Here is a 17869-nt window from a genome sequence, read left to right as displayed (position 1 = left end):
CGGTGACGCGGTCGAACGGGTCAACGCCGCGCCGGTCCGTCAGGTCACGGCGCGCCCGGGATCAGGGCCGGCCGCCGACGCCCCGCGCGGCGGTGCGGCGCAGGAGCAACAGGGCCATGTCGTCCCCGCCCCCGGGCCCGCCCACCACGTCGAAGAGCAGGTCGGCCAGGGCGGACAGCTCCGCGGGCCCCGTCCGTACGGTCCGCCGGAGCGCTTCGAGGCTCTCGCCGAGGTCGACCCCCGGCCGTTCCACCAGGCCGTCGGTGCACAGGAGCAGGGTCTCGCCCGGGCCGAGCACCGCCTCGGTGACCGGGTAGTCGATGGCGCCGTGACCGGCGAACTCCGCGGAGAGGCCGAGCGGCAGCCCGCCGGCGGTCCCGATCCACTCGCAGCGTCCGTCGGCGTGCCGCAGCAGCGGGTCGAGATGCCCGGCGCGCACGATCCGCAGCTCCCCTCCGACCAGGTCCACCTCGACGTACGTGCAGGTCGCGAAGCGCTCGGTGCCCAGTTCGCGGAGGAGCGACGAAGCGCGGGCCAGCGCGGTCGGCGGCGGGTGGCCCTCGGCGGTGTACGCCCACAGGGCCATCCGCAACTGGCCCATGACGACGGCCGCGTCCGTGTCGTGGCCCTGGACGTCGCCGATGGTCAGCCCCACCCGGCCGCCGGGCAGCGGCAGTACGTCGTACCAGTCCCCGCCGACGCTCCGGCCGAGCCGCGCCGAGCGGTACCGTACGGCGGTCAGCGCGCCGGGGACCTCCGGGATCCGCCGGGGCAGCATCGCCTGCTGGAGCCCCTCGGCGAGGTCGTGCCGCTGCTCGTACAGCATGGCGCGCTGGAGGCTCTGCGCGATGGAGCTGCCGAGGGCGAGCAGCAGGGTGCGTTCCTCGTCGCTGAAGGCGCCGGGCAGCGGGGAGAGCAGCCCGAGCGCCCCGATCGGGGTGGACTGGACGATCAGCGGCAGGTAGGCGCCGGAGACGACGGAGAGCGATTCGATGAAGGGCCAGAGCAGCGGGTAGGAGGTCCTGAACTCCTCGCGCGAGGCGATGAAGCGCGGCCGCCGGGTCCGTACCACCTCGCTCATCGGGAACGCCTCGTCGACCCGGGTGTAGCGCAGACGCGGGACGTACGATCCGGCGCGCCCCTCGGCGACCAGCCGGATCCGGCCGCCCTCGACCACGCCGAGCATCACGCTCACCGCGGTGAGGTGACCGAGCGCCTGGGGGTCGCGCAGCACGTCGAGGACGTCCTCGACGCTCTCCGCGCGGGCCAGCAGGGCGGTGGTGCGGGACACCACTCCGGTCAGTCTGCGCCGCGCCTCGGTCAGATCGCTCCGCGCGGCGGCCTGGGCCAGCTCGCGCTCGGCGCCGCGTACGACGCCGATGATCCGGCGGGTCCGGCCCACGGCGTCGCGGCCGAGATACGCCTGGACATGGGCCCAGCGCGAGGATCCGCCCCGCAGTCTGACCCGGAAGTACGCGCTGGGCCGGGCCGTGCCGGCCTTGAGGGCGCGGGCCACGAGGGCCTTCAGCCGGGCGGCCTCGGCGTGCGGGATCCGGCGCGTGAGGGCCGCCGGATCGCCGTCGTACTCACCGGGGAGCAGGTCGAGCACGGCGAGGGCGGCCGGATCGAGGTGGAGCAGCCCGCTGTCGAGGTCCCAGTCGAAGCTGCCCACGCGGTTGAGGGCCAGGCTCCGGTCCGGGCGGACCGGCCAGTCGTCCGGCAGCGGTACGGCAGCCCGAGGTGCGCCCCGATCAGCCATGCAGCAACCATCTCACCGATCGGCCCGGGCCACTCCCCGGGGACATGGCCCCGTCCCACGGACCTCCGTACCGGCCACTGCGCTGACCAGGTGATGATCCGGCCGAGCGGCACCGAATCGCGGGGTGTCCGTTACCCCGCGTGAGCCAGTGCGTTGATGTGCGTGAAGGCCGCACATCGTGCGGCCGCCCTCGAAACGTTCAAGGAGATACTTGATGTCGCGTATCGCGAAGGCCACCGCCGTTCTCGTCAGCACGGCTGCCGTCCTGGCCGGTGGCGCCGGTATGGCCGCTGCCGACGCCGGTGCCGAGGCGGCGGCCATCGGCTCGCCCGGTGTCCTGTCCGGCAACGTGGTCCAGGTGCCCGTGCACATCCCGATCAACCTCTGCGGCAACACCATCGACCTGGTCGGTCTGCTCAACCCGGCGTTCGGCAACAAGTGCGCCAACCTGTCGGGCGAGCACCACCGCGAAGGCCGCGAAGGCCACGAAGGCCACGAGGGCTGAGACCGGCACGACAGCGCGCGGTCCCGGGACCCGGGACCGCGCGCCCTTCTGAGAACGGCCTCCCGCGTGCACACGCGGGAGGCCGTCGCACGTACCGGCCCGGGGCGGCGTACGGTCGGGCGTCGTAGTGGTACAGGCACAGCCTGAGTGGCCGGGGTCGCGGTGACCGTGGACCGGGTCGGGGCCGGCTGGAGTGATGAGGCAGGCTGTGACCTGCGGCCGGTCGTCGGCCGGCACCACATTCGAGCACGCGGGAGGCAGCGTTGTCCGCCGAGGAACCCGGGCACAGCGGAGCGTCGCGGTCCGGCGACGGCCCGGAGGGGGCGGAGCCGGGCGCCGGCCGGGGCAGCCGGCCGGCGCGGTCGGCCCGGGGCAGCCGGCTGGCAGGCGCGCTGAAGCGTACGCCGCTCGCGCTGTGGCACGACGACGCCGCGGACCGGGCCGCCGCGCTCACCTACTACGCGGTTCTGGCGATCTTCCCGGCGCTGCTGGTCACCGTCTGCTCCATCGGACTGGCGGGACCCGACGCCAGCGGGAAACTGGCCAACCAGGTGGCGGCCATCGTGCCCGGGCAGTCCCGGGACCTGGTGCGCAGTTCGCTGGAGGAGATGGCGCGGCAGCGCTCCGCGGCCTGGCTGCTGGTGTCGCTCGGTACGGTCGGCGCGCTCTGGTCGTCCTCCAGCTACCTCGGGGTGTTCCGCCGGGGACTGCACGCCATGCACGGCGCCGTCGACAGCAGGCCGCCGTGGCGGACCGCGCCGCGGATCGCGCTGACCGCGTGCGGGTTGCTGGCACTGCTGGTCACCAGCGCCATCACGTTGGTCCTCACCGGCGAGGCCGCCGACGCGGTGGGGCGGATGCTGGGGATGGGCTCGACGGTGCGGCTGGTGTGGAGCGCGCTGAAGTGGCCGATGCTGCTGGCGATCGCGGCGGTGCTGGTGCTGATGGTCTTCCGTACCGGCCCGCGCGGGACGCGGACGCTGCGGCGCGCGCTGCCCGGCGGGATCCTCGCGGTGGTCCTCTGGCTGCTGACCTCCGCGGCGTTCGCCGTCTACACGGCGCACGCGAGCACGTACAACCGGCTCTACGGTTCGCTCGCCGGGGTCATCGTCTTCCTGGTCTGGCTGTGGGTCACCAATCTCTCGCTGCTCGCGGGCGCGCAGTTCAACGCCGAGCTGGCGCGCGGGGCGGCGGGGCGCGGCGACGGGACGGCCGGATCGGTGCCGGGGCCGGGGCAGGCCGCGGACGTTCCGGCGCGTGCCCCGGGGGCCGAGCCCCCTCTCGCGGAGCTCCCCGCGACGGCCGCGCGGCGGACCGGATAACGGATGGCCGAATGGCCGGTACGCGTCCGGCCGTACGGTGTGGCGCACGCGGCAGGGCCGGTGCGGGCTCCGCGCCCGCACCGGCCCTGTCACATACACACGCGGTGGTCCGGCTGTCAGCAGCTCAGGTTGGATCCGGGGGTGGTCCCGAGGATCTGGGTGAAGCGCTGGTAGTTGTTGATGCGGCTCTGCACCTGTCCGGGGTTGCCCCCGTTGCACTCGATGCTGCCGTTGATGGAACGGATGGTCTCACCGAAACCACGGCCGTTGACCATGGCGTTGTGCGGGGTCATCGTGCCCGGACCCGTCTGGGTGTTCCAGTACCAGAGGGCGGTCTTCCAGGCCACGGCCGCGTCGTTCTGCACCAGGTTGGGGTTGCGGAGCAGGTCGATGCCGAGCGCGTCGCCCGCCGCCTTGTAGTTGAAGTTCCAGCTCAGCTGGATGGGCCCGCGCCCGTAGTAGGCGGCCTGTCCGGCGGGGCAGCCGTAGGGCTGGTTCGCGTCGCAGTAGTGCGGGTAGTTGGCGGTGTTCTGCTCGACGATGTGGACGAGGCCGCCGGTCTCGTGGCTCACGTTGGCGAGGAAGGCGGCGGCTTCCTGCCGCTTGACCGTGTCGCTGCCGGTGTTCGCGAACCCGGGGTAGGCGCTGAGCGCGGCGGTCAGCCCGCTGTAGGTGTAAAAGGGGTTCCGGCTCGGGAACATCTGGTTGAACTGGCTCTCGCTGACCACGAACGAGCCCTGCGACGGCGGCTCGGACGGCCCGCCGGTGCACGTGTAGGGCTCCCAGTACCAGGTGCTGATGACCGGGTCGTAGCCGGGGTTGTCGTGTTCGGCCCGGTACAGCTTGCCGTCGGTGTACCGGACGATGTCACCGGTGACGTACGAGCGTCCCGCGGCCCACGCCGGGTAGTCACAGCTGGTGCCGGAGCCGCCGCCGGGGCTCGATCCGTCGCAGCCGCCGAGGTCGGCCCAGACGTCGCTGGTGCCGGGGGCCTCGCCCTGGGTCCACCACTTGGCCGACCAGTTGCGGCCGTTGTACGAGGCGGTGGCGCCGCCGGTGTAGACGGCGGAGGCCGACCAGCCGCCGGCGCAGGCGGCGGCGGAGGCCGACGAGGCCGGCAGGAAGACCACGAGGGCGAGGGCCGCTGCCATCGCCGTCAGGAATGCAAGTGCGCGCTGTCTCAAACGACTCACTCCTTCGCGCGAGCAGCCGTGGGGCGGCGCTCGCCATGGGGGGTGAGACAGAACCAACCGGAATCGCGTGCACCTGTCAAGGTCTAGACCAAGTGGAGAGGTGGCGTGACGTCACTTACCGGCCGTCAAGAGCGTGAACGCGCCAACGTGGAGGAACGGACGACCAGTTCGGGCTGGAGCACGATACGCCGGTGCAGATGCGCGTCGGCGGCTTCCCCGGTCTCCTCGATGAGCAGATCGGCCGCGTCCGCGCCGAGCTGGACGGCGGGCTGACGCACCGACGTCAGGGGTACGGCGGCGGCCGCGGCGAACTCGATGTCGTCGTAACCGACGAGCGCGATGTCCTCGGGCACCCGGACGCCGGCGTGGTAGAGGGTCTGGAGCACCCCGAGCGCGAGCAGGTCGTTGGCGCAGAACACCGCGCCGGGGCGGGGATCCATGCCCAGCAGCCGCGCCCCGGCGTCCCGTCCCGCGGCGACGTCGAGGCGCGCGGCTTCCACCTGACGCAGCGCGCCGGTCGGCAGCCCCGCCTCCGCGAAGGCCAGCAGCGCGCCCTCGCGGCGGTTGCGGCACTGTGCGAGACGCATCGGGCCGCTGACATACGCGATGTCACGGTGACCGCCGCGCAGCAGATGGCGTACGGCCAGGGCGCCGCCGCTCACATCGTCCACGGAGACCGAACAGCCGTCGGCGCTGGGCACGATGCGGTCGACGAGGACGAACGGGATGCGGTGGCGGCGGAAGGCGTCGAGGTTCCGGCCGCTCAGGTCGGCCGGGGTGACGAGGACGCCCCGTACCTGCTGCTCGGAGAAGAGCGTCAGATACGTGGCCTCCTCGGCCGGGGACTCCGCGCTGTTGCAGAGCATCACGCCGAGCCCCGCCGCGCGCGCGGAGCGCTCCGCGCCGGTGGCCACGTCCACGAAGAACGGGTTGGCCATGTCGAGGACGAGCACGGCCAGGATGCGGCTGCGGCCCGCGCGCAGCTGGCGCGCGGACTCGCTGCGCACGTAACCGAGCCGTTCGATGGCGGACAGGACGCGCCGGCGGGTCTCCTCGGTGACGGACTCCGGGCGGTTGATCACGTTCGAGACGGTGCCCACGGAGACACCGGCCGCGCCGGCCACGTCCTTGATCCCCACCGGACGGCGCATCAGACGGAGACTTCCACGAGCTCCAGGCCGGACAGGCCGGACAGCGCGCGCAGTTCCGGCAGGAGGGCGCCGGTGGCCAGGGCCCAGTGGTGGCCGACGCCGCTGGCGCTCCACGCGTCGGTCCACTCGCCCGGGTCGCAGCCGAAGTCGACGCGCGAGGTGGTGTTGCCGATCTCCAGGTGCGGTCCGTCGACCACCTCGCCCTCGGCGGCGATCAGCCGGTACCGGCCGTCGCGGCTCTGGCCGATGCCGACCAGGGTGACGGGCCCGTGCCGTACGTCGAACTCGACGGAGACGCCCCAGCCGCGCTTGCCGTGGTAGACGCCGAGTCCGCGCAGCAGGGGCCGGCGCGCGCTGATGGCGAGGTGGCCGGGGCCGTCGTGGCCCATCTCGACCACCCCGGCGTCGAAGTCGAGGGCCTGGAGCTCGGTGAAGGAGCCGCCCGCGCCGAGCCGGTCCGTGACCAGCATGGCCAGGGACGTCCGCAGCTCGTACTCGCCGCAGGCCGGAATCCCGCGCGCGGTCAGCAGCGAGGAGCCGAGGATCATGCCCGCGCCGAGCCGCTCGTGGATCTCGCCGGCCAGGCCGCGGTGGTAGTACGCGAGGGAGTCCAGGTCGAAGTCGGCGACGAGGCGGTCGAGTCCGACGGAGACCCGGGCCGCCCAGCGCAGGTCCTCCTCGACCACGGAGTCGGCGAGTTCGAAGACCTCCCGGGTCTCCTCCAGTTTCGCGGTGAGTTCGTCGTCGCCGACCTGTTCGACCCGTACCCGGAGGTCGTCGAATTCGAGGACCTCGACATGGCCGCCGAGCTGTCCCGGGACCATGGTGAGGTCCGTCGAGACGTCGTACATCCCCGGGTAGAGGTGGCCCATCAGGCCGTGCCGGCCGCCGCGCAGCACGGCGTGGACCCCCGCGGCGCGGATCCAGCGGCCGATGCGCCGCCAGGCGCGCTCGTCCTCCAGATGGCCGGAGACGGAGCGGAAGGGCACGCCGACCCGCTCGAAGGCGTTGGCCATCTCGGGCAGCGGGCACGCGCCGCAGTAGGCCAGCCACTTCCCGGTGTCGAAGGAGGCGTGGTCCATGGCCGGGGAGGGCTGGAGGTTGATCAGCAGGACCGGCGCGCCGCTGCGTTGAGCGACGGGGACGAGCATCGTGGCCGTCATGTAGGTGGTGAGGAAGCCGACGATCAGATCGCAGTCGGCGGCGCGCAGTTTCGCGGCGGCCTCGGCTCCTTCCCGGGCGTCCGAGATGAAGCCGACGTCGACGACCTCGGCGTCGAACTCCCTCATGCGGTCGGCGACCCGGGCGGCCGACCGCCGGAGCTGCGGGAGGAGGTCGGGGAACTGGGGCCAGTAGGCGCCCAGTCCTCCGGCGACCAGTCCGATCCTCGGCTTGCGGGCTACGGCGGGCGTACGTGCGGGCGAACCTGCGGTCATGGCGATACCTCTGGGCCTCTCAGGACGGGACGGTGCGTCAGGACGGCAGCCGGAAGTCGATGACACGGATCGCCGAAGGAGTGGTGCCGCTCGACTTCTGCTGGTACATGAACGACAGGACACCGTCCTGGGCAATGCGCGTTTCGTCGACGACGACCTCACCGAAGGCGTTCAGACCCGCACCGTCGAACAAGGTCTTCCAGTCGGTGTACCCCGACGCCTTGGAGGCGGCGACGATCCGGCCGTACGGCATGACGGCGTAGGCGTTGTCGTACCGGTCGAGGACGAGGCGGGTGCGCTGCGTGGAGCCGGGCGCGACCGGTATCTCGGTCTTCTTCCAGGTGCCCGCCGCGTTCTTGAAGAGGTGGAATGCGCGGCCGTTCGCGGTGCGGTCGGCCACGTAATCGGTCGTGCACTGGCCGAAGCGGCCGGGGACGTAGCTGATGATCGCGTGCGGCAGACCGGCCGAGTCGGTGGCCTGGCTCTCCTGGTTCATCAGCGAGTGGTCGGGGTTGAGCGGGTCGACGACCGTGCCGGCGTCGCCGACGGTCACCTGGTCGGCGCCGCCGGTGGTGCCGACCACGCCGCCCGTCGCGGTGCGCCAGGTGCGACCGCGGTCGGAGCTGTAGACGTAGCCCGTGTCGTGGTTGGTGAGGCCGCCGCCGCTGCACATGACGGCGCTGTTCTGCTCGCGCCAGGTGAAGAAGGCGTGCAGCCGGCCGTCGGCGCCGTAGTCGATGCCGTGGAGGTACATGTTGCGGGCGGTGCTGGAGCCGTGCTCGCTGGTGTACGTGCCGGTGGAGCCCGCCCATTCGCCGAGAGCGGTCCACTTCGTGCCGTCGTATTCGGCGAGCGCGTTGCGGCCGTTGCCGGAGACGCCGACGCGGTAGCTGAGCTGGAGGCGGCCCTCGGGGGTGGCGACGAACTGCGGATAGGTGAACTGGGAGGTGAGCGGAAGGCCGTCGAGCGTGGTCTGCACGGCCCCGAACTGGCCGCTGTTCCAGGCGCGTCCGGCCGGGTCGTCCATGAGTCCGGCGGCCGACTTGACGTAGAAGAAGCCGTTGCTGTGCGAGTCCATGTTGAGGTGCAGCCGGCCGTCGGCGCGCGAGAGCCCCATGGAGATGACGTTGTGGGAGTCGTTGACGGTGAGCCGGTGGGGCAGCCGTACGGTCTGCCAGGAGGCGGCGCCCAGGGCACGGCGGCCGACGACGGCGGTGCGGTCGGCCGTGTACCAGGCGGCGTACTGGAAGCCCCGGTAGGTCAGCAGGCCGTTCTTCTGGAAGGAGTTGTTGTTGACCAGGCCGTCGAAGGAGACGAAGTAGATGGCCTGGCTGTCGAGCTGGGTGTCGGCGACCCGGGTGACCGCCGGCGCGGGTTCCGCCGCGGCTGCGGAACCGGGGAGTGCGGCGGTGGCGAGGAGTGCGAGGGCGGGCAGCACGGCGGTCAGGGGCCTCATGCGCGGATCTCTCCTTCGTCCTGCGGGTCGTGAGCGGGGGCTGATCCGGAGCGCCGGACGGGGCCTCGGGCGGGAGGCCCCGGGCGGGACGGCGGGCCCCGCCCGGGGAGCGGACTCTAGGCGAGGTGGAAGACCTCGGTGAGCGGCCGCATGGCCTCGTCCGGCTTGGCGCCGTCCAGCGCCTCGAAGAAGTCGGCCATCTCGTTCTGCCAGCGGGTGTTGACGTCGGTGGCGGCCATGGCGGCCTGGGCCGCCGCGAAGTCCTCGGTCTCCAGGTAGCCGACGAGCAGGCCGTCGTCGCGCAGGAAGAGCGAGTAGTTGCGCCAGCCACAGGCGGACAGCGCCCCGAGCATGTCGGGCCAGACGGCGGTGTGCCGTTCGCGGTACTCGGCGATGCGATCCTGGCGGACCTTCAGCAGGAAGCAGACGCGTTGCACGGAAGTCACCCTTGCGATCAGAAGTCGAACTTGTCGATGTTCTTCTTGTCGAAGACGGTCGGCTCGCCGAGGATGACCTCTCCGTCCTTGCCGATCGTGTACTCGCCGAGCTTGCCCGCCGTGAACTTCTCGCCCTCGGCGCCGGTGATCTGCCCGGAGGCGAGGGAGGCCGCGGCGTACGAGCCGAGGTAGCCCAGCTCCTCCGGGTTCCACAGGGAGAACTGCTCGACGGTGCCGTCCTTGACGTACTTGCGCATCTGGTTCGGCGTGCCCAGCCCGTTGAGGACGACCTTGCCCTTGTACGAGGAGTCGCTGAGGTAGCGGGCGGCGGCGGCTATGCCGACGGTGGTGGGCGAGATGATGCCCTTGAGGTCGGGGTAGGCCGAGAGGAGTCCCTGGGTCTGCTGGAAGGACTTCTGGTCGGCGTCGTCCCCGTACGCGACCTTCACGAGCTGCATGTTCTTGTACTTGGGCAGCTTCAGCTCGTCCTTCATGAACTCGATCCAGGTGTTCTGGTTCGTGGCGTTCTGGGTGGCCGAGAGGATCGCGATCTTGCCCTGGAAGCCGATCTGTTCGCCCAGGTGCTGGACGAGGCTGCGGCCGATCTCCTCGGAGCTGGCCTGGTTGATGAAGAGCTGGCGGCAGTCCTTGGCGGTGTCGGAGTCGTACGCGACGACCTTGATGTCCTTCTTCATGGCCTGCTTGAGCGGTCCGCACACGGCGTTCGGGTCGTTGGCCGCGATCAGGATGGCGTCCTGGCGCTGTTGGATGAGGGTGTTGATGTACGAGACCTGGGAGGAGGCGTTGGCGTCGGAGGGGCCGACCTCCTTGCCGGTGGCGCCGTACTCCCCCGCCGCCGCGATGCCCGCCTCGTCGACGATCTTCTCGTAGGGGTTGTTGATCTGCTTGGGGAGGAACGCGAGCTTGAGGCCCTTCTTCAGGGGCGCGTCCGGGTCGGCCTTGGCCGCGGTGCCGGAGGCGGTCGCGGTGTCCTTCTCCGCGCTGTCCTTGGTCGTGCCGGAGCAGGCAGTCAGCGCGACGGCGAGGGCACAGGCGGTGGCGGCGGTGGCTGCGCGGCGTCGGGCAGCGGTACGGATCGGCATGGCGGGCGGACCTTTCGGGAGGCTCGGCAGGCGGAGGAGTCGGGCGGGCGGGGGCTCGGGGCGCCCGGCAGAGACGGGCGGACAGGGGCTCAGGGCTCGGGGACGGTGGTGCCGGGGGCGCCGAGTGCGCGCCGGTGTCTGCGTTCCGAGGCGGCGGCGATGACCCGGGGGGTGAGTACGGAGGCGACGAGCAGCAGCCCGGTCACGATGACCTGGACCTCGTTGGGCACGTCGTTCAGCGTGAGCAGGTTCTTCAGGACCCCGATGAGCAGCACCCCGGCGACCGCGCCGAAGAGCGTGCCCTTGCCGCCGTCGAAGTCGACGCCGCCGAGCAGTACGGAGGCGATGACGAGCATCTCGAAGCCGAGACCGTTGTCGGCGCGGGCGCTGCCGTACCGCAGGGTGAAGACGACACCGGCGAAGGCGGAGACCGCGCCGGTGAGCACGAAGAGGATCAGTTTGAAGCGCTTGACCCGGATGCCGGCGAAGTAGGCGGCCTCCTCCTGGGCGCCGATCGCGAACAGTGACCGGCCGAAGGTGGTGGCGTGCAGGACCACGGCGGTGACCACGGCCGCCGCGATGAAGAGCACCACGGGATAGGTGAGGAAGGTGCCGGGGACCGTGGTGGTGTCCACGGCCCAGTCGGCGTACACCCGGGGGAAGTCGGTGACGGCGTCGCTGCCCAGCGCGACCGAGGCGAGGCCGCGGTAGAGGGCGAGCGTGCCGATGGTGACGGCGAGCGAGGGCAGCCCCACTCGGGTGACGAGCCAGCCGTTGAGGAGCCCTCCGGCGATTCCGACGAGCAGCACCACGGGGACGATCGTCTCGAAGGCCCAGCCCGCGTTCCACAGGGAGCCGGTCAGCGCGCTGCCGAGGCCGAGCATGGAGGCGACGGAGAGATCGACCTGCCCGGCCACCACCAGCAGGGTCATGGGCAGGGCGATGAGGGCGACCTCGGCGATGTCGTTGAAGGCAAAGGCCAGGTTCTCGCCGGAGGCGAACCCGTCGGTGGTGCCGAGGCCGACGACGAAGACCGCGACCAGCAGGGCGCCGACCGCCGTGTCCCAGCGCAGTCCCACGGCCCGGACGCGCTCGGCCGCGGTCGGGGTGCGCTGCTCCGGCGTCTGCGCCGGGGGCCGCGGCGCTGTCCGTGTGTCAGGCGCCATTCCCATGTCGGGCGCTCCTCTTCCTCAGTGCTGCGGTCATGCGCAGGGAGACGATCCGGTCGACGCTGATGGCCGCGAGGAGCAGCGCGCCGGTGATGGCGCCCTGCCAGAACGCGTCGACCTTCAGGACGATCAGCGCGCTGCCGATGGTGGTGAGGAGCAGCGCGCCGAGCGCGGCGCCCCAGACCGTGCCGGTGCCGCCGGTGATGGCGACGCCGCCGACGACGACGGCACTGACGACGGTGAGTTCCCAGCCGTGGGCGTTGTCCGCGACGACGGTGCCGAAGCGGGCGAGCCACAGGGCGCCGGCGAACCCGGCGACGGCCCCGGAGAAGGCGTACGCGCCGAGGATCCGGCGGCGGATCGGGACCCCGGCGAGCCGGGCGGCCTCGGGGTTGGAGCCGATCGCGTACAGCTCGCGTCCCGAGCGGTAGCCGCGCAGGTAGTACGCGGTGCCGGCGAGCACGGCGACGGCGATCAGCGGAAGGTAGGGGACGCCGAGGACACTTCCGCTGCCCAGGCCGAGGATCGGGTCGGGGACGTCGTTCGCGCTGATCTGGTCGCCCTGCGCCCACCAGTAGTCGAGCCCCTGGATGATGTAGAGCATGCCCAGGGTGACCACGAGCGCGGGCACCCGGCCGAAGCTGACGAGGGCTCCGCTGACCAGTCCGCAGGCCACGCCGAGGGCGATGCCCAGGAGCAGGACGGTGAGGACGCCGTGGTCGGTGCCGGCGACGAACTTGCCGCAGGCGAAGGCGGAGAGCCCCACGACCGAGCCGACCGACAGGTCGATGTTGCGGGTCACCACGACCACGGACTGGCCGACGGCCAGCAGGACCAGGATGGAGGCGTTGAGCAGGAGGTCCTTGACGCCCTGGTCGTCGAGGAAGCGCGGGTTGGAGATCCAGGTGCCGAGGATGAGCAGGACCAGCGCCCCGGCGATGCTGATCTCCCTGGCCCGGAACACGGCGTCCACGAGGGAGCGGGCGGAGGTGGCGTCCTGGGTGTCCGTGGCGGGCCGGTCCGTCAGGATGGTCATGCCGCCGCCTTCCCGTTCAGGCCGGTCGCCGCCGCCATCACCGTCTCCTCGTTCGCCTCGGCCCGGGGTATCTCCGCGGTGAGCCGCCCCTCGTGCATGACGAGCACCCGGTCGGCCATGCCCAGCACCTCGGGGAGGTCGGAGGAGATCATCAGGACGGCGAGTCCGTCCGCGGCGAGGGCGGAGAGCAGCCGGTGCACCTCCGCCTTGGTGCCGACGTCGATGCCCCGGGTGGGTTCGTCGACGATGAGCACGGCGGGTTCGGTCGCCAGCCATTTGGCGAGGACGACCTTCTGCTGGTTGCCGCCGGAGAGCACCCCGACGGGGTCGGCGAGGCGGTTGTACTTGAGCTGGAGGCGTACGGCCCAGTCGGCGGCCCGGCCACGCTCCAGGACCCGGCGGACCAGGCCGCCGCGGCCGAGTCGGTCGAGCCCGGTGAGGCCGATGTTCCGCTCGATGGACAGGTCCATCACGAGGCCGTTCAGCCGGCGGTCCTCGGGGACGAGGGCGAGCCCGGCGGCCATGGCGGCGGTCGGCGATCCGGCGGGCAGCGTACGCCCGGCGACCTCGACCTCGCCCGCGTCGGCCCGGTCCACACCGAAGACGGCCTGGGCCACCTCGCTGCGGCCCGCGCCCACCAGCCCTGCCAGGGCGACGATCTCGCCCCGCCGCACCTCGAAGGAGATGTCCCGGAAGACGCCCTCCCGGGTCAGTCTCCGTACCGACAGCGCGGTCCCGCCGACGGCCGCCCGCTGCTTGGGGTAGAGCTCCCCCAGCTCACGGCCGACCATGGAGCGGACGAGGTCGTCCTCGGTGAGCCCGGCCAGCGGCCGTGAGGAGATCCAGCGGCCGTCGCGCAGGACCGTGACGCGCTGGCAGAGAGCGAAGATCTCCTCCAGGCGGTGCGAGATGAACAGGACGGCGGCGCCCTCCGCGCGCAGGGTCCGTACGACGGAGAAGAGCCGGGCGGTCTCGCCGCCCGTCAGCGCCGCGGTCGGCTCGTCCATGATCAGGACCCGTGCGTCGAAGGAGAGCGCCTTGGCTATCTCGACGATCTGCTGGTCGGCGATGGAGAGCCCGCGGGCGGGCCGGTCGGGGTCGAGTTCCACACCGAGCCGCTTCATCAGGGCGGCGGTGGTCTCCCGTACCGCCCGGTGGTCGATCCGGCCGAGGCTCCGGCGCGGCTGGCGGCCCATGAAGATGTTCTCGGCGATCGACAGGTCGGGGAAGAGCGTGGGTTCCTGGTAGATGACGGCGATGCCCGCGTCCCTGGCGTCGGCGGGGCCGTGGAAGACGACGGGCGCGCCGTCGAGGAGGATCTCGCCGGCGTCCGGCCTGTGCACCCCGGCGAGCGTCTTGATCAGCGTGGACTTGCCGGCGCCGTTCTCCCCGGCGAGGGCGTGCGCCTCACCGGGCAGGAGGTGCAGGGAGACGTCCCGCAGGGCGCGTACGGCACCGAAGGACTTGCTCACGTCCCGCAGGGCCAGGACGGGGGCGGGGTCCGGTCCGGCATCCGTGGCCGGTGCGGGATCCGTACCGGGGCCCGTGACGGGCTCGTTCATAGGGACTCCTCAGCGAGGGGGACGCGTTGTGCCACCCGCCCTGAAAGGTTTCAATGAGGTTGCACGGAAGCTAAACGGCGTTGGTCCGCACAGTCAATGGGGTGTGCTCGACATTTTGGAGTCGGACCGAAGGGGGCATGCTTCACAGCGTTCAAAGGTGACGCGCGGAGGGTTGACACCGGTCAGGGACTCCCATAGCTTCACGCGATGAAACGATTCATAAAGGATCGTGACACTGACTCGCCACGCGAGTCCGCACCACGGGAGCGCTGAGAGATGACGGGTCGATCCGCCGTGTCCGCTGTGAAGGCGGCGCTGAAGTCGCAGGCAGTCGAGACGCCGTCGTGGGCGTTCGGGAACTCCGGCACACGGTTCAAGGTCTTCACGCAGCAGGGTGTGCCGCGCACGCCGCGGGAGAAGCTCGCGGACGCCGCGCGGGTGCACGCCCACACAGGGGTCGCGCCGTCGGTGGCGCTGCACATCCCCTGGGACCGCGTGGACGACTACGGCGCGCTCGCCGCCCACGCGCGCGAACTGGGGCTGCGTATCGGGGCGATCAACTCGAACGTGTTCCAGGACGACGACTACAAGCTCGGCTCGGTCACCCATCCCGACGCCGCCGTGCGCCGCAAGGCGCTGGGGCATCTGCTGGAGTGCGTGGACGTCATGGACGCCACCGGGTCGCGCGATCTGAAGCTGTGGTTCTCCGACGGCATCAACTACCCCGGCCAGGACGACATCTCCGCCCGGCAGGGGCGGCTCGCCGAGGCGCTGTCCGCGGTGTACGAGCGGCTCGGCGAGGGCCAGCGGATGCTGCTGGAGTACAAGCTGTTCGAGCCCGCCTTCTACGCCACGGACGTGCCGGACTGGGGCACCGCGTACGCGCACTGCCTCAAACTGGGCGAGAAGGCCCAGGTCGTGGTGGACACCGGGCACCACGCGCCGGGCACCAACATCGAGTTCATCGTGGCGCTGCTGCTGCGTGAGAAGAAGCTCGGCGGCTTCGACTTCAACTCCCGCTTCTACGCGGACGACGACCTGATGGCCGGCGCCGCGGACCCCTTCCAGCTCTTCCGGATCATGTACGAGGTGATCAGGGGCGGCGGATACACGGCGGACACCGCGTTCATGCTGGACCAGTGCCACAACATCGAGGAGAAGATCCCCGCGATCATCCGCTCGGTGATGAACGTCCAGGAGGCCACGGCCAAGGCGCTGCTGGTGGACGCGGACGCGCTGGACGCGGCCCAGCGCGCGGGCGACGTACTGGCGGCCAACGCGGCGCTCATGGACGCCTTCAACACGGACGTACGCCCGCTGGTGGCCGAGGCACGCGCCGAACTGGGCGCGGACGCCGACCCCGTCGCCGCGTACCACGCCTCCGGCTACGGCAAGAAGATCATCGCCGAGCGGGTCGGCGGGACACAGGCGGGCTGGGGCGCCTGAGGCGGGCTGCGGAGCGGCACCGTACTCCTCGGAGCGGCTCCGTCCGCCTGTCCGGCGTTCCGTCCGCGCCTTCTCCCGCTTCTCCCCTTCTCGCCTTCTCGCCTTCTCGCCTTCTCCGCCCGAAGTCCGTACATCACAGAGGGACATGATGACCGACCAGCCCCGCATCCACCCGGCGGCAGCCGAACTGCTGGAGCGTTCGCACCGGCTCGGCGCCGATCCGCGCAACACCAACTACGCCGGCGGCAACACCTCCGCCAAGGGATCCACCACCGACCCCGTGACCGGCGACGCCGTCGAGCTGATGTGGGTCAAGGGGTCGGGCGGAGACCTCGGCACCCTCACCGCCGGTGGTCTCGCCGCGCTGCGCGTGGACCGGCTGCGCGCGCTGACCGGGGTCTATCCGGGGGTGGAGCGCGAGGACGAGATGGTCGCCGCGTTCGACTACTGCCTGCACGGCAAGGGCGGGGCGGCGCCCTCCATCGACACCGCGATGCACGGGCTGGTGGACGCGGCCCATGTGGACCACCTGCACCCCGACTCGGGGATCGCGCTGGCCTGCGCGGCCGACGGCGAGAAACTGACGGCGGAGTGTTTCGGCGACACCGTGGTCTGGGTGCCGTGGCGGCGTCCCGGCTTCCAGCTCGGCCTGGACATCGCCGCGGTCAAGAAGGCCAACCCGGCGGCGATCGGCTGTGTGCTCGGCGGGCACGGCATCACCGCGTGGGGCGACAGCTCCGAGGAGTGCGAGCGCAACTCGCTGCACATCATCCGGACCGCCGAGACGTTCCTGGCGGAGCGTGGCGCGCCCGAGCCGTTCGGCCCCGTACGGGAGGGGTACGAGCCGCTGCCCGAGGCCGAGCGGCGCGCGAAGGCCGCCGCTCTCGCCCCGCTGATCCGGGGGCTCGCCTCCACCGACCGGCCCCAGGTCGGCCACTTCACGGACACGGAGCCGGTCCTCGACTTCCTGTCGCGCGAGGAGCACCCGCGGCTGGCCGCGCTGGGCACCTCCTGCCCGGACCACTTCCTGCGCACCAAGGTCCGCCCGCTGGTGCTCGACCTGCCCGCCGGGGCGCCGCTGGAGGAGGTACGGGAGCGGCTGGCCGCGTTGCACACCGCGTACCGGGCGGAGTACCGGGCGTACTACGAGCGGCACGCCACGCCGGACTCGCCGGCGATGCGCGGCGCCGACCCGGCGATCGTGCTGGTGCCCGGCGTCGGGATGTTCTCGTTCGGCAAGGACAAGCAGACCGCCCGGGTCGCCGGTGAGTTCTACGTGAACGCCGTGAACGTGATGCGCGGTGCCGAGGCAGTCTCCACGTACGCGCCCATCGAGGAGTTCGAGAAGTTCCGTATCGAGTACTGGGAGCTGGAGGAGGCCAAGCTGCGCCGGATGCCGGCCCCGAAGGCGCTGGCCACCCGGGTCGCGCTGGTGACGGGGGCGGGCTCGGGGATCGGCCGGGCCGTCGCGCACCGGCTGGCCGCCGAGGGCGCGTGTGTCGTGGTCGCGGATCTCAACGCCGAGGGCGCGGCGAGCGTCGCGGAGGAACTCGGCGGCGCGGACCGGGCCGTCGCGGTGACCGTCGACGTGACGGACGAGGAGCAGATCCGGGCTGCGTTCGACGCGGCGGCGCTCGCCTTCGGCGGGGTGGACCTGGTCGTCAACAACGCGGGCATCTCGATCTCCAAGCCGCTGCTGGAGACGACGGCCGGGGACTGGGACCTCCAGCACGACATCATGGCCCGCGGCTCGTTCCTCGTCTCGCGGGAGGCGGCCCGGGTCATGACCGACCAGGGGTTCGGCGGGGACATCGTCTACATCGCGTCGAAGAACGCGGTGTTCGCGGGCCCGAACAACATCGCGTACTCGGCGACCAAGGCCGACCAGGCCCACCAGGTCCGGCTGCTCGCCGCCGAACTGGGCGGGGCCGGGATCCGGGTCAACGGGGTCAATCCGGACGGGGTGGTCCGCGGCTCCGGGATCTTCGCGGGCGGCTGGGGCGCCGAGCGCGCGGCCGTGTACGGGGTGGCGGAGGAGAAGCTGGGCGAGTTCTACGCGCAGCGGACCATCCTCAAGCGCGAGGTGCTGCCGGACCATGTGGCGGCGGCGGTCTTCGTCCTGACGGGCGGCGAACTGAGCCACACCACCGGTCTGCACATCCCGGTGGACGCGGGTGTGGCGGCGGCGTTCCTGCGCTAGGGCGTGTTGCGAAAGTAGCGCCGTCCGCCCGCAGGGCGGGGCTCGCGGCGTCTGGTGCACTGCACTCGCTCCGCTCGCTCCGTCTCGGCACATT

General features: G+C 71.7%; 13 protein-coding genes and 1 pseudogene. 4 read left to right on the top strand and 10 right to left on the bottom strand.

The window, feature by feature from the left end:
- Positions 1-85: 85 nt before the first annotated feature.
- Positions 86-1759: pseudogene (locus AB0P17_RS41070) on the bottom strand (SpoIIE family protein phosphatase); the annotation flags it as partial.
- 214 nt (positions 1760-1973) lie between these two features.
- Here AB0P17_RS41070 and AB0P17_RS41065 point away from each other — a divergent pair.
- Positions 1974-2264: a chaplin gene (locus AB0P17_RS41065; protein WP_365819837.1), complete on the top strand. Its 291-nt coding sequence runs from the start codon at positions 1974-1976 to the stop codon at positions 2262-2264.
- A 263-nt stretch (positions 2265-2527) separates the two neighbouring features.
- Positions 2528-3586 (top strand): YihY/virulence factor BrkB family protein, encoded by a 1059-nt coding sequence (locus AB0P17_RS41060; RefSeq protein ID WP_365819836.1) that lies wholly within the window; start codon positions 2528-2530, stop codon positions 3584-3586.
- A gap of 116 nt (positions 3587-3702) precedes the next feature.
- On the opposite strand, the gene AB0P17_RS41055 is transcribed toward AB0P17_RS41060, so the two are convergent.
- The 9 genes from AB0P17_RS41055 to AB0P17_RS41015 all read right to left on the bottom strand — a co-directional run bounded on the left by AB0P17_RS41055 (position 3703) and on the right by AB0P17_RS41015 (position 14129).
- Complete coding sequence (locus AB0P17_RS41055; protein ID WP_365819834.1) at positions 3703-4770, bottom strand: glycoside hydrolase family 19 protein; 1068 nt, start codon at positions 4768-4770, stop codon at positions 3703-3705.
- Positions 4771-4904: 134 nt separating this feature from the next.
- A complete protein-coding gene (locus AB0P17_RS41050; RefSeq protein WP_365819832.1) occupies positions 4905-5930 on the bottom strand; it encodes a LacI family DNA-binding transcriptional regulator in 1026 nt (341 codons plus the stop codon).
- A complete protein-coding gene (locus AB0P17_RS41045) occupies positions 5930-7366 on the bottom strand; it encodes an L-fucose/L-arabinose isomerase family protein (RefSeq protein ID WP_365819830.1) in 1437 nt (478 codons plus the stop codon). The genes AB0P17_RS41050 and AB0P17_RS41045 overlap by 1 nt, the downstream gene beginning before the upstream one ends.
- 37 nt (positions 7367-7403) lie before the next feature.
- Positions 7404-8822 (bottom strand): BNR repeat-containing protein, encoded by a 1419-nt coding sequence (locus AB0P17_RS41040; RefSeq protein ID WP_365819828.1) that lies wholly within the window; start codon positions 8820-8822, stop codon positions 7404-7406.
- Positions 8823-8938: 116 nt separating this feature from the next.
- Entirely contained in the window at positions 8939-9259 is a 321-nt protein-coding gene (locus AB0P17_RS41035) for an L-rhamnose mutarotase (RefSeq protein ID WP_365819848.1), read from the bottom strand.
- Positions 9260-9276: 17 nt separating this feature from the next.
- Entirely contained in the window at positions 9277-10362 is a 1086-nt protein-coding gene (gene rhaS / locus AB0P17_RS41030; RefSeq protein WP_365819826.1) for a rhamnose ABC transporter substrate-binding protein, read from the bottom strand.
- A gap of 89 nt (positions 10363-10451) precedes the next feature.
- Positions 10452-11534, bottom strand: a complete 1083-nt coding sequence (locus tag AB0P17_RS41025; protein ID WP_365819824.1) for an ABC transporter permease — start codon at positions 11532-11534, stop codon at positions 10452-10454.
- On the bottom strand, positions 11518-12567 hold the full coding sequence (locus AB0P17_RS41020) for an ABC transporter permease (protein WP_365819822.1): 1050 nt from the start codon (positions 12565-12567) through the stop codon (positions 11518-11520). Before AB0P17_RS41020 ends, AB0P17_RS41025 begins: the two co-directional genes overlap by 17 nt.
- Entirely contained in the window at positions 12564-14129 is a 1566-nt protein-coding gene (locus tag AB0P17_RS41015; protein ID WP_365819820.1) for a sugar ABC transporter ATP-binding protein, read from the bottom strand. The genes AB0P17_RS41020 and AB0P17_RS41015 overlap by 4 nt, the downstream gene beginning before the upstream one ends.
- 276 nt (positions 14130-14405) lie before the next feature.
- On the opposite strand from AB0P17_RS41015, the gene rhaI reads away from it, so the two are divergent.
- Together rhaI and AB0P17_RS41005 are read left to right on the top strand one after the other, a co-directional pair.
- On the top strand, positions 14406-15575 hold the full coding sequence (rhaI, locus tag AB0P17_RS41010) for an L-rhamnose isomerase (RefSeq protein ID WP_365819818.1): 1170 nt from the start codon (positions 14406-14408) through the stop codon (positions 15573-15575).
- Positions 15576-15723: 148 nt separating this feature from the next.
- Entirely contained in the window at positions 15724-17775 is a 2052-nt protein-coding gene (locus AB0P17_RS41005; RefSeq protein ID WP_365819816.1) for a bifunctional aldolase/short-chain dehydrogenase, read from the top strand.
- The last annotated feature ends 94 nt before the right edge of the window (positions 17776-17869 follow it).

This window comes from Streptomyces sp. NPDC088124, assembly GCF_040685895.1.
Lineage (GTDB): Bacteria > Actinomycetota > Actinomycetes > Streptomycetales > Streptomycetaceae > Streptomyces.
This window is presented reverse-complemented; position numbering and strand designations above follow the sequence as displayed.

Coding starts and splice junctions, on each gene's coding strand:
- AB0P17_RS41065 (WP_365819837.1), top strand. CDS start 1,974: ATGTCGCGTATCGCGAAGGCCACCGCCGTTCTCGTCAGCACGGCTGCC.
- AB0P17_RS41050 (WP_365819832.1), bottom strand. CDS start 5,930: ATGCGCCGTCCGGTGGGGATCAAGGACGTGGCCGGCGCGGCCGGTGTC.
- AB0P17_RS41045 (WP_365819830.1), bottom strand. CDS start 7,366: ATGACCGCAGGTTCGCCCGCACGTACGCCCGCCGTAGCCCGCAAGCCG.
- AB0P17_RS41040 (WP_365819828.1), bottom strand. CDS start 8,822: ATGAGGCCCCTGACCGCCGTGCTGCCCGCCCTCGCACTCCTCGCCACC.
- rhaS (WP_365819826.1), bottom strand. CDS start 10,362: ATGCCGATCCGTACCGCTGCCCGACGCCGCGCAGCCACCGCCGCCACC.
- AB0P17_RS41025 (WP_365819824.1), bottom strand. CDS start 11,534: ATGGGAATGGCGCCTGACACACGGACAGCGCCGCGGCCCCCGGCGCAG.
- AB0P17_RS41020 (WP_365819822.1), bottom strand. CDS start 12,567: ATGACCATCCTGACGGACCGGCCCGCCACGGACACCCAGGACGCCACC.
- AB0P17_RS41015 (WP_365819820.1), bottom strand. CDS start 14,129: ATGAACGAGCCCGTCACGGGCCCCGGTACGGATCCCGCACCGGCCACG.
- rhaI (WP_365819818.1), top strand. CDS start 14,406: ATGACGGGTCGATCCGCCGTGTCCGCTGTGAAGGCGGCGCTGAAGTCG.
- AB0P17_RS41005 (WP_365819816.1), top strand. CDS start 15,724: ATGACCGACCAGCCCCGCATCCACCCGGCGGCAGCCGAACTGCTGGAG.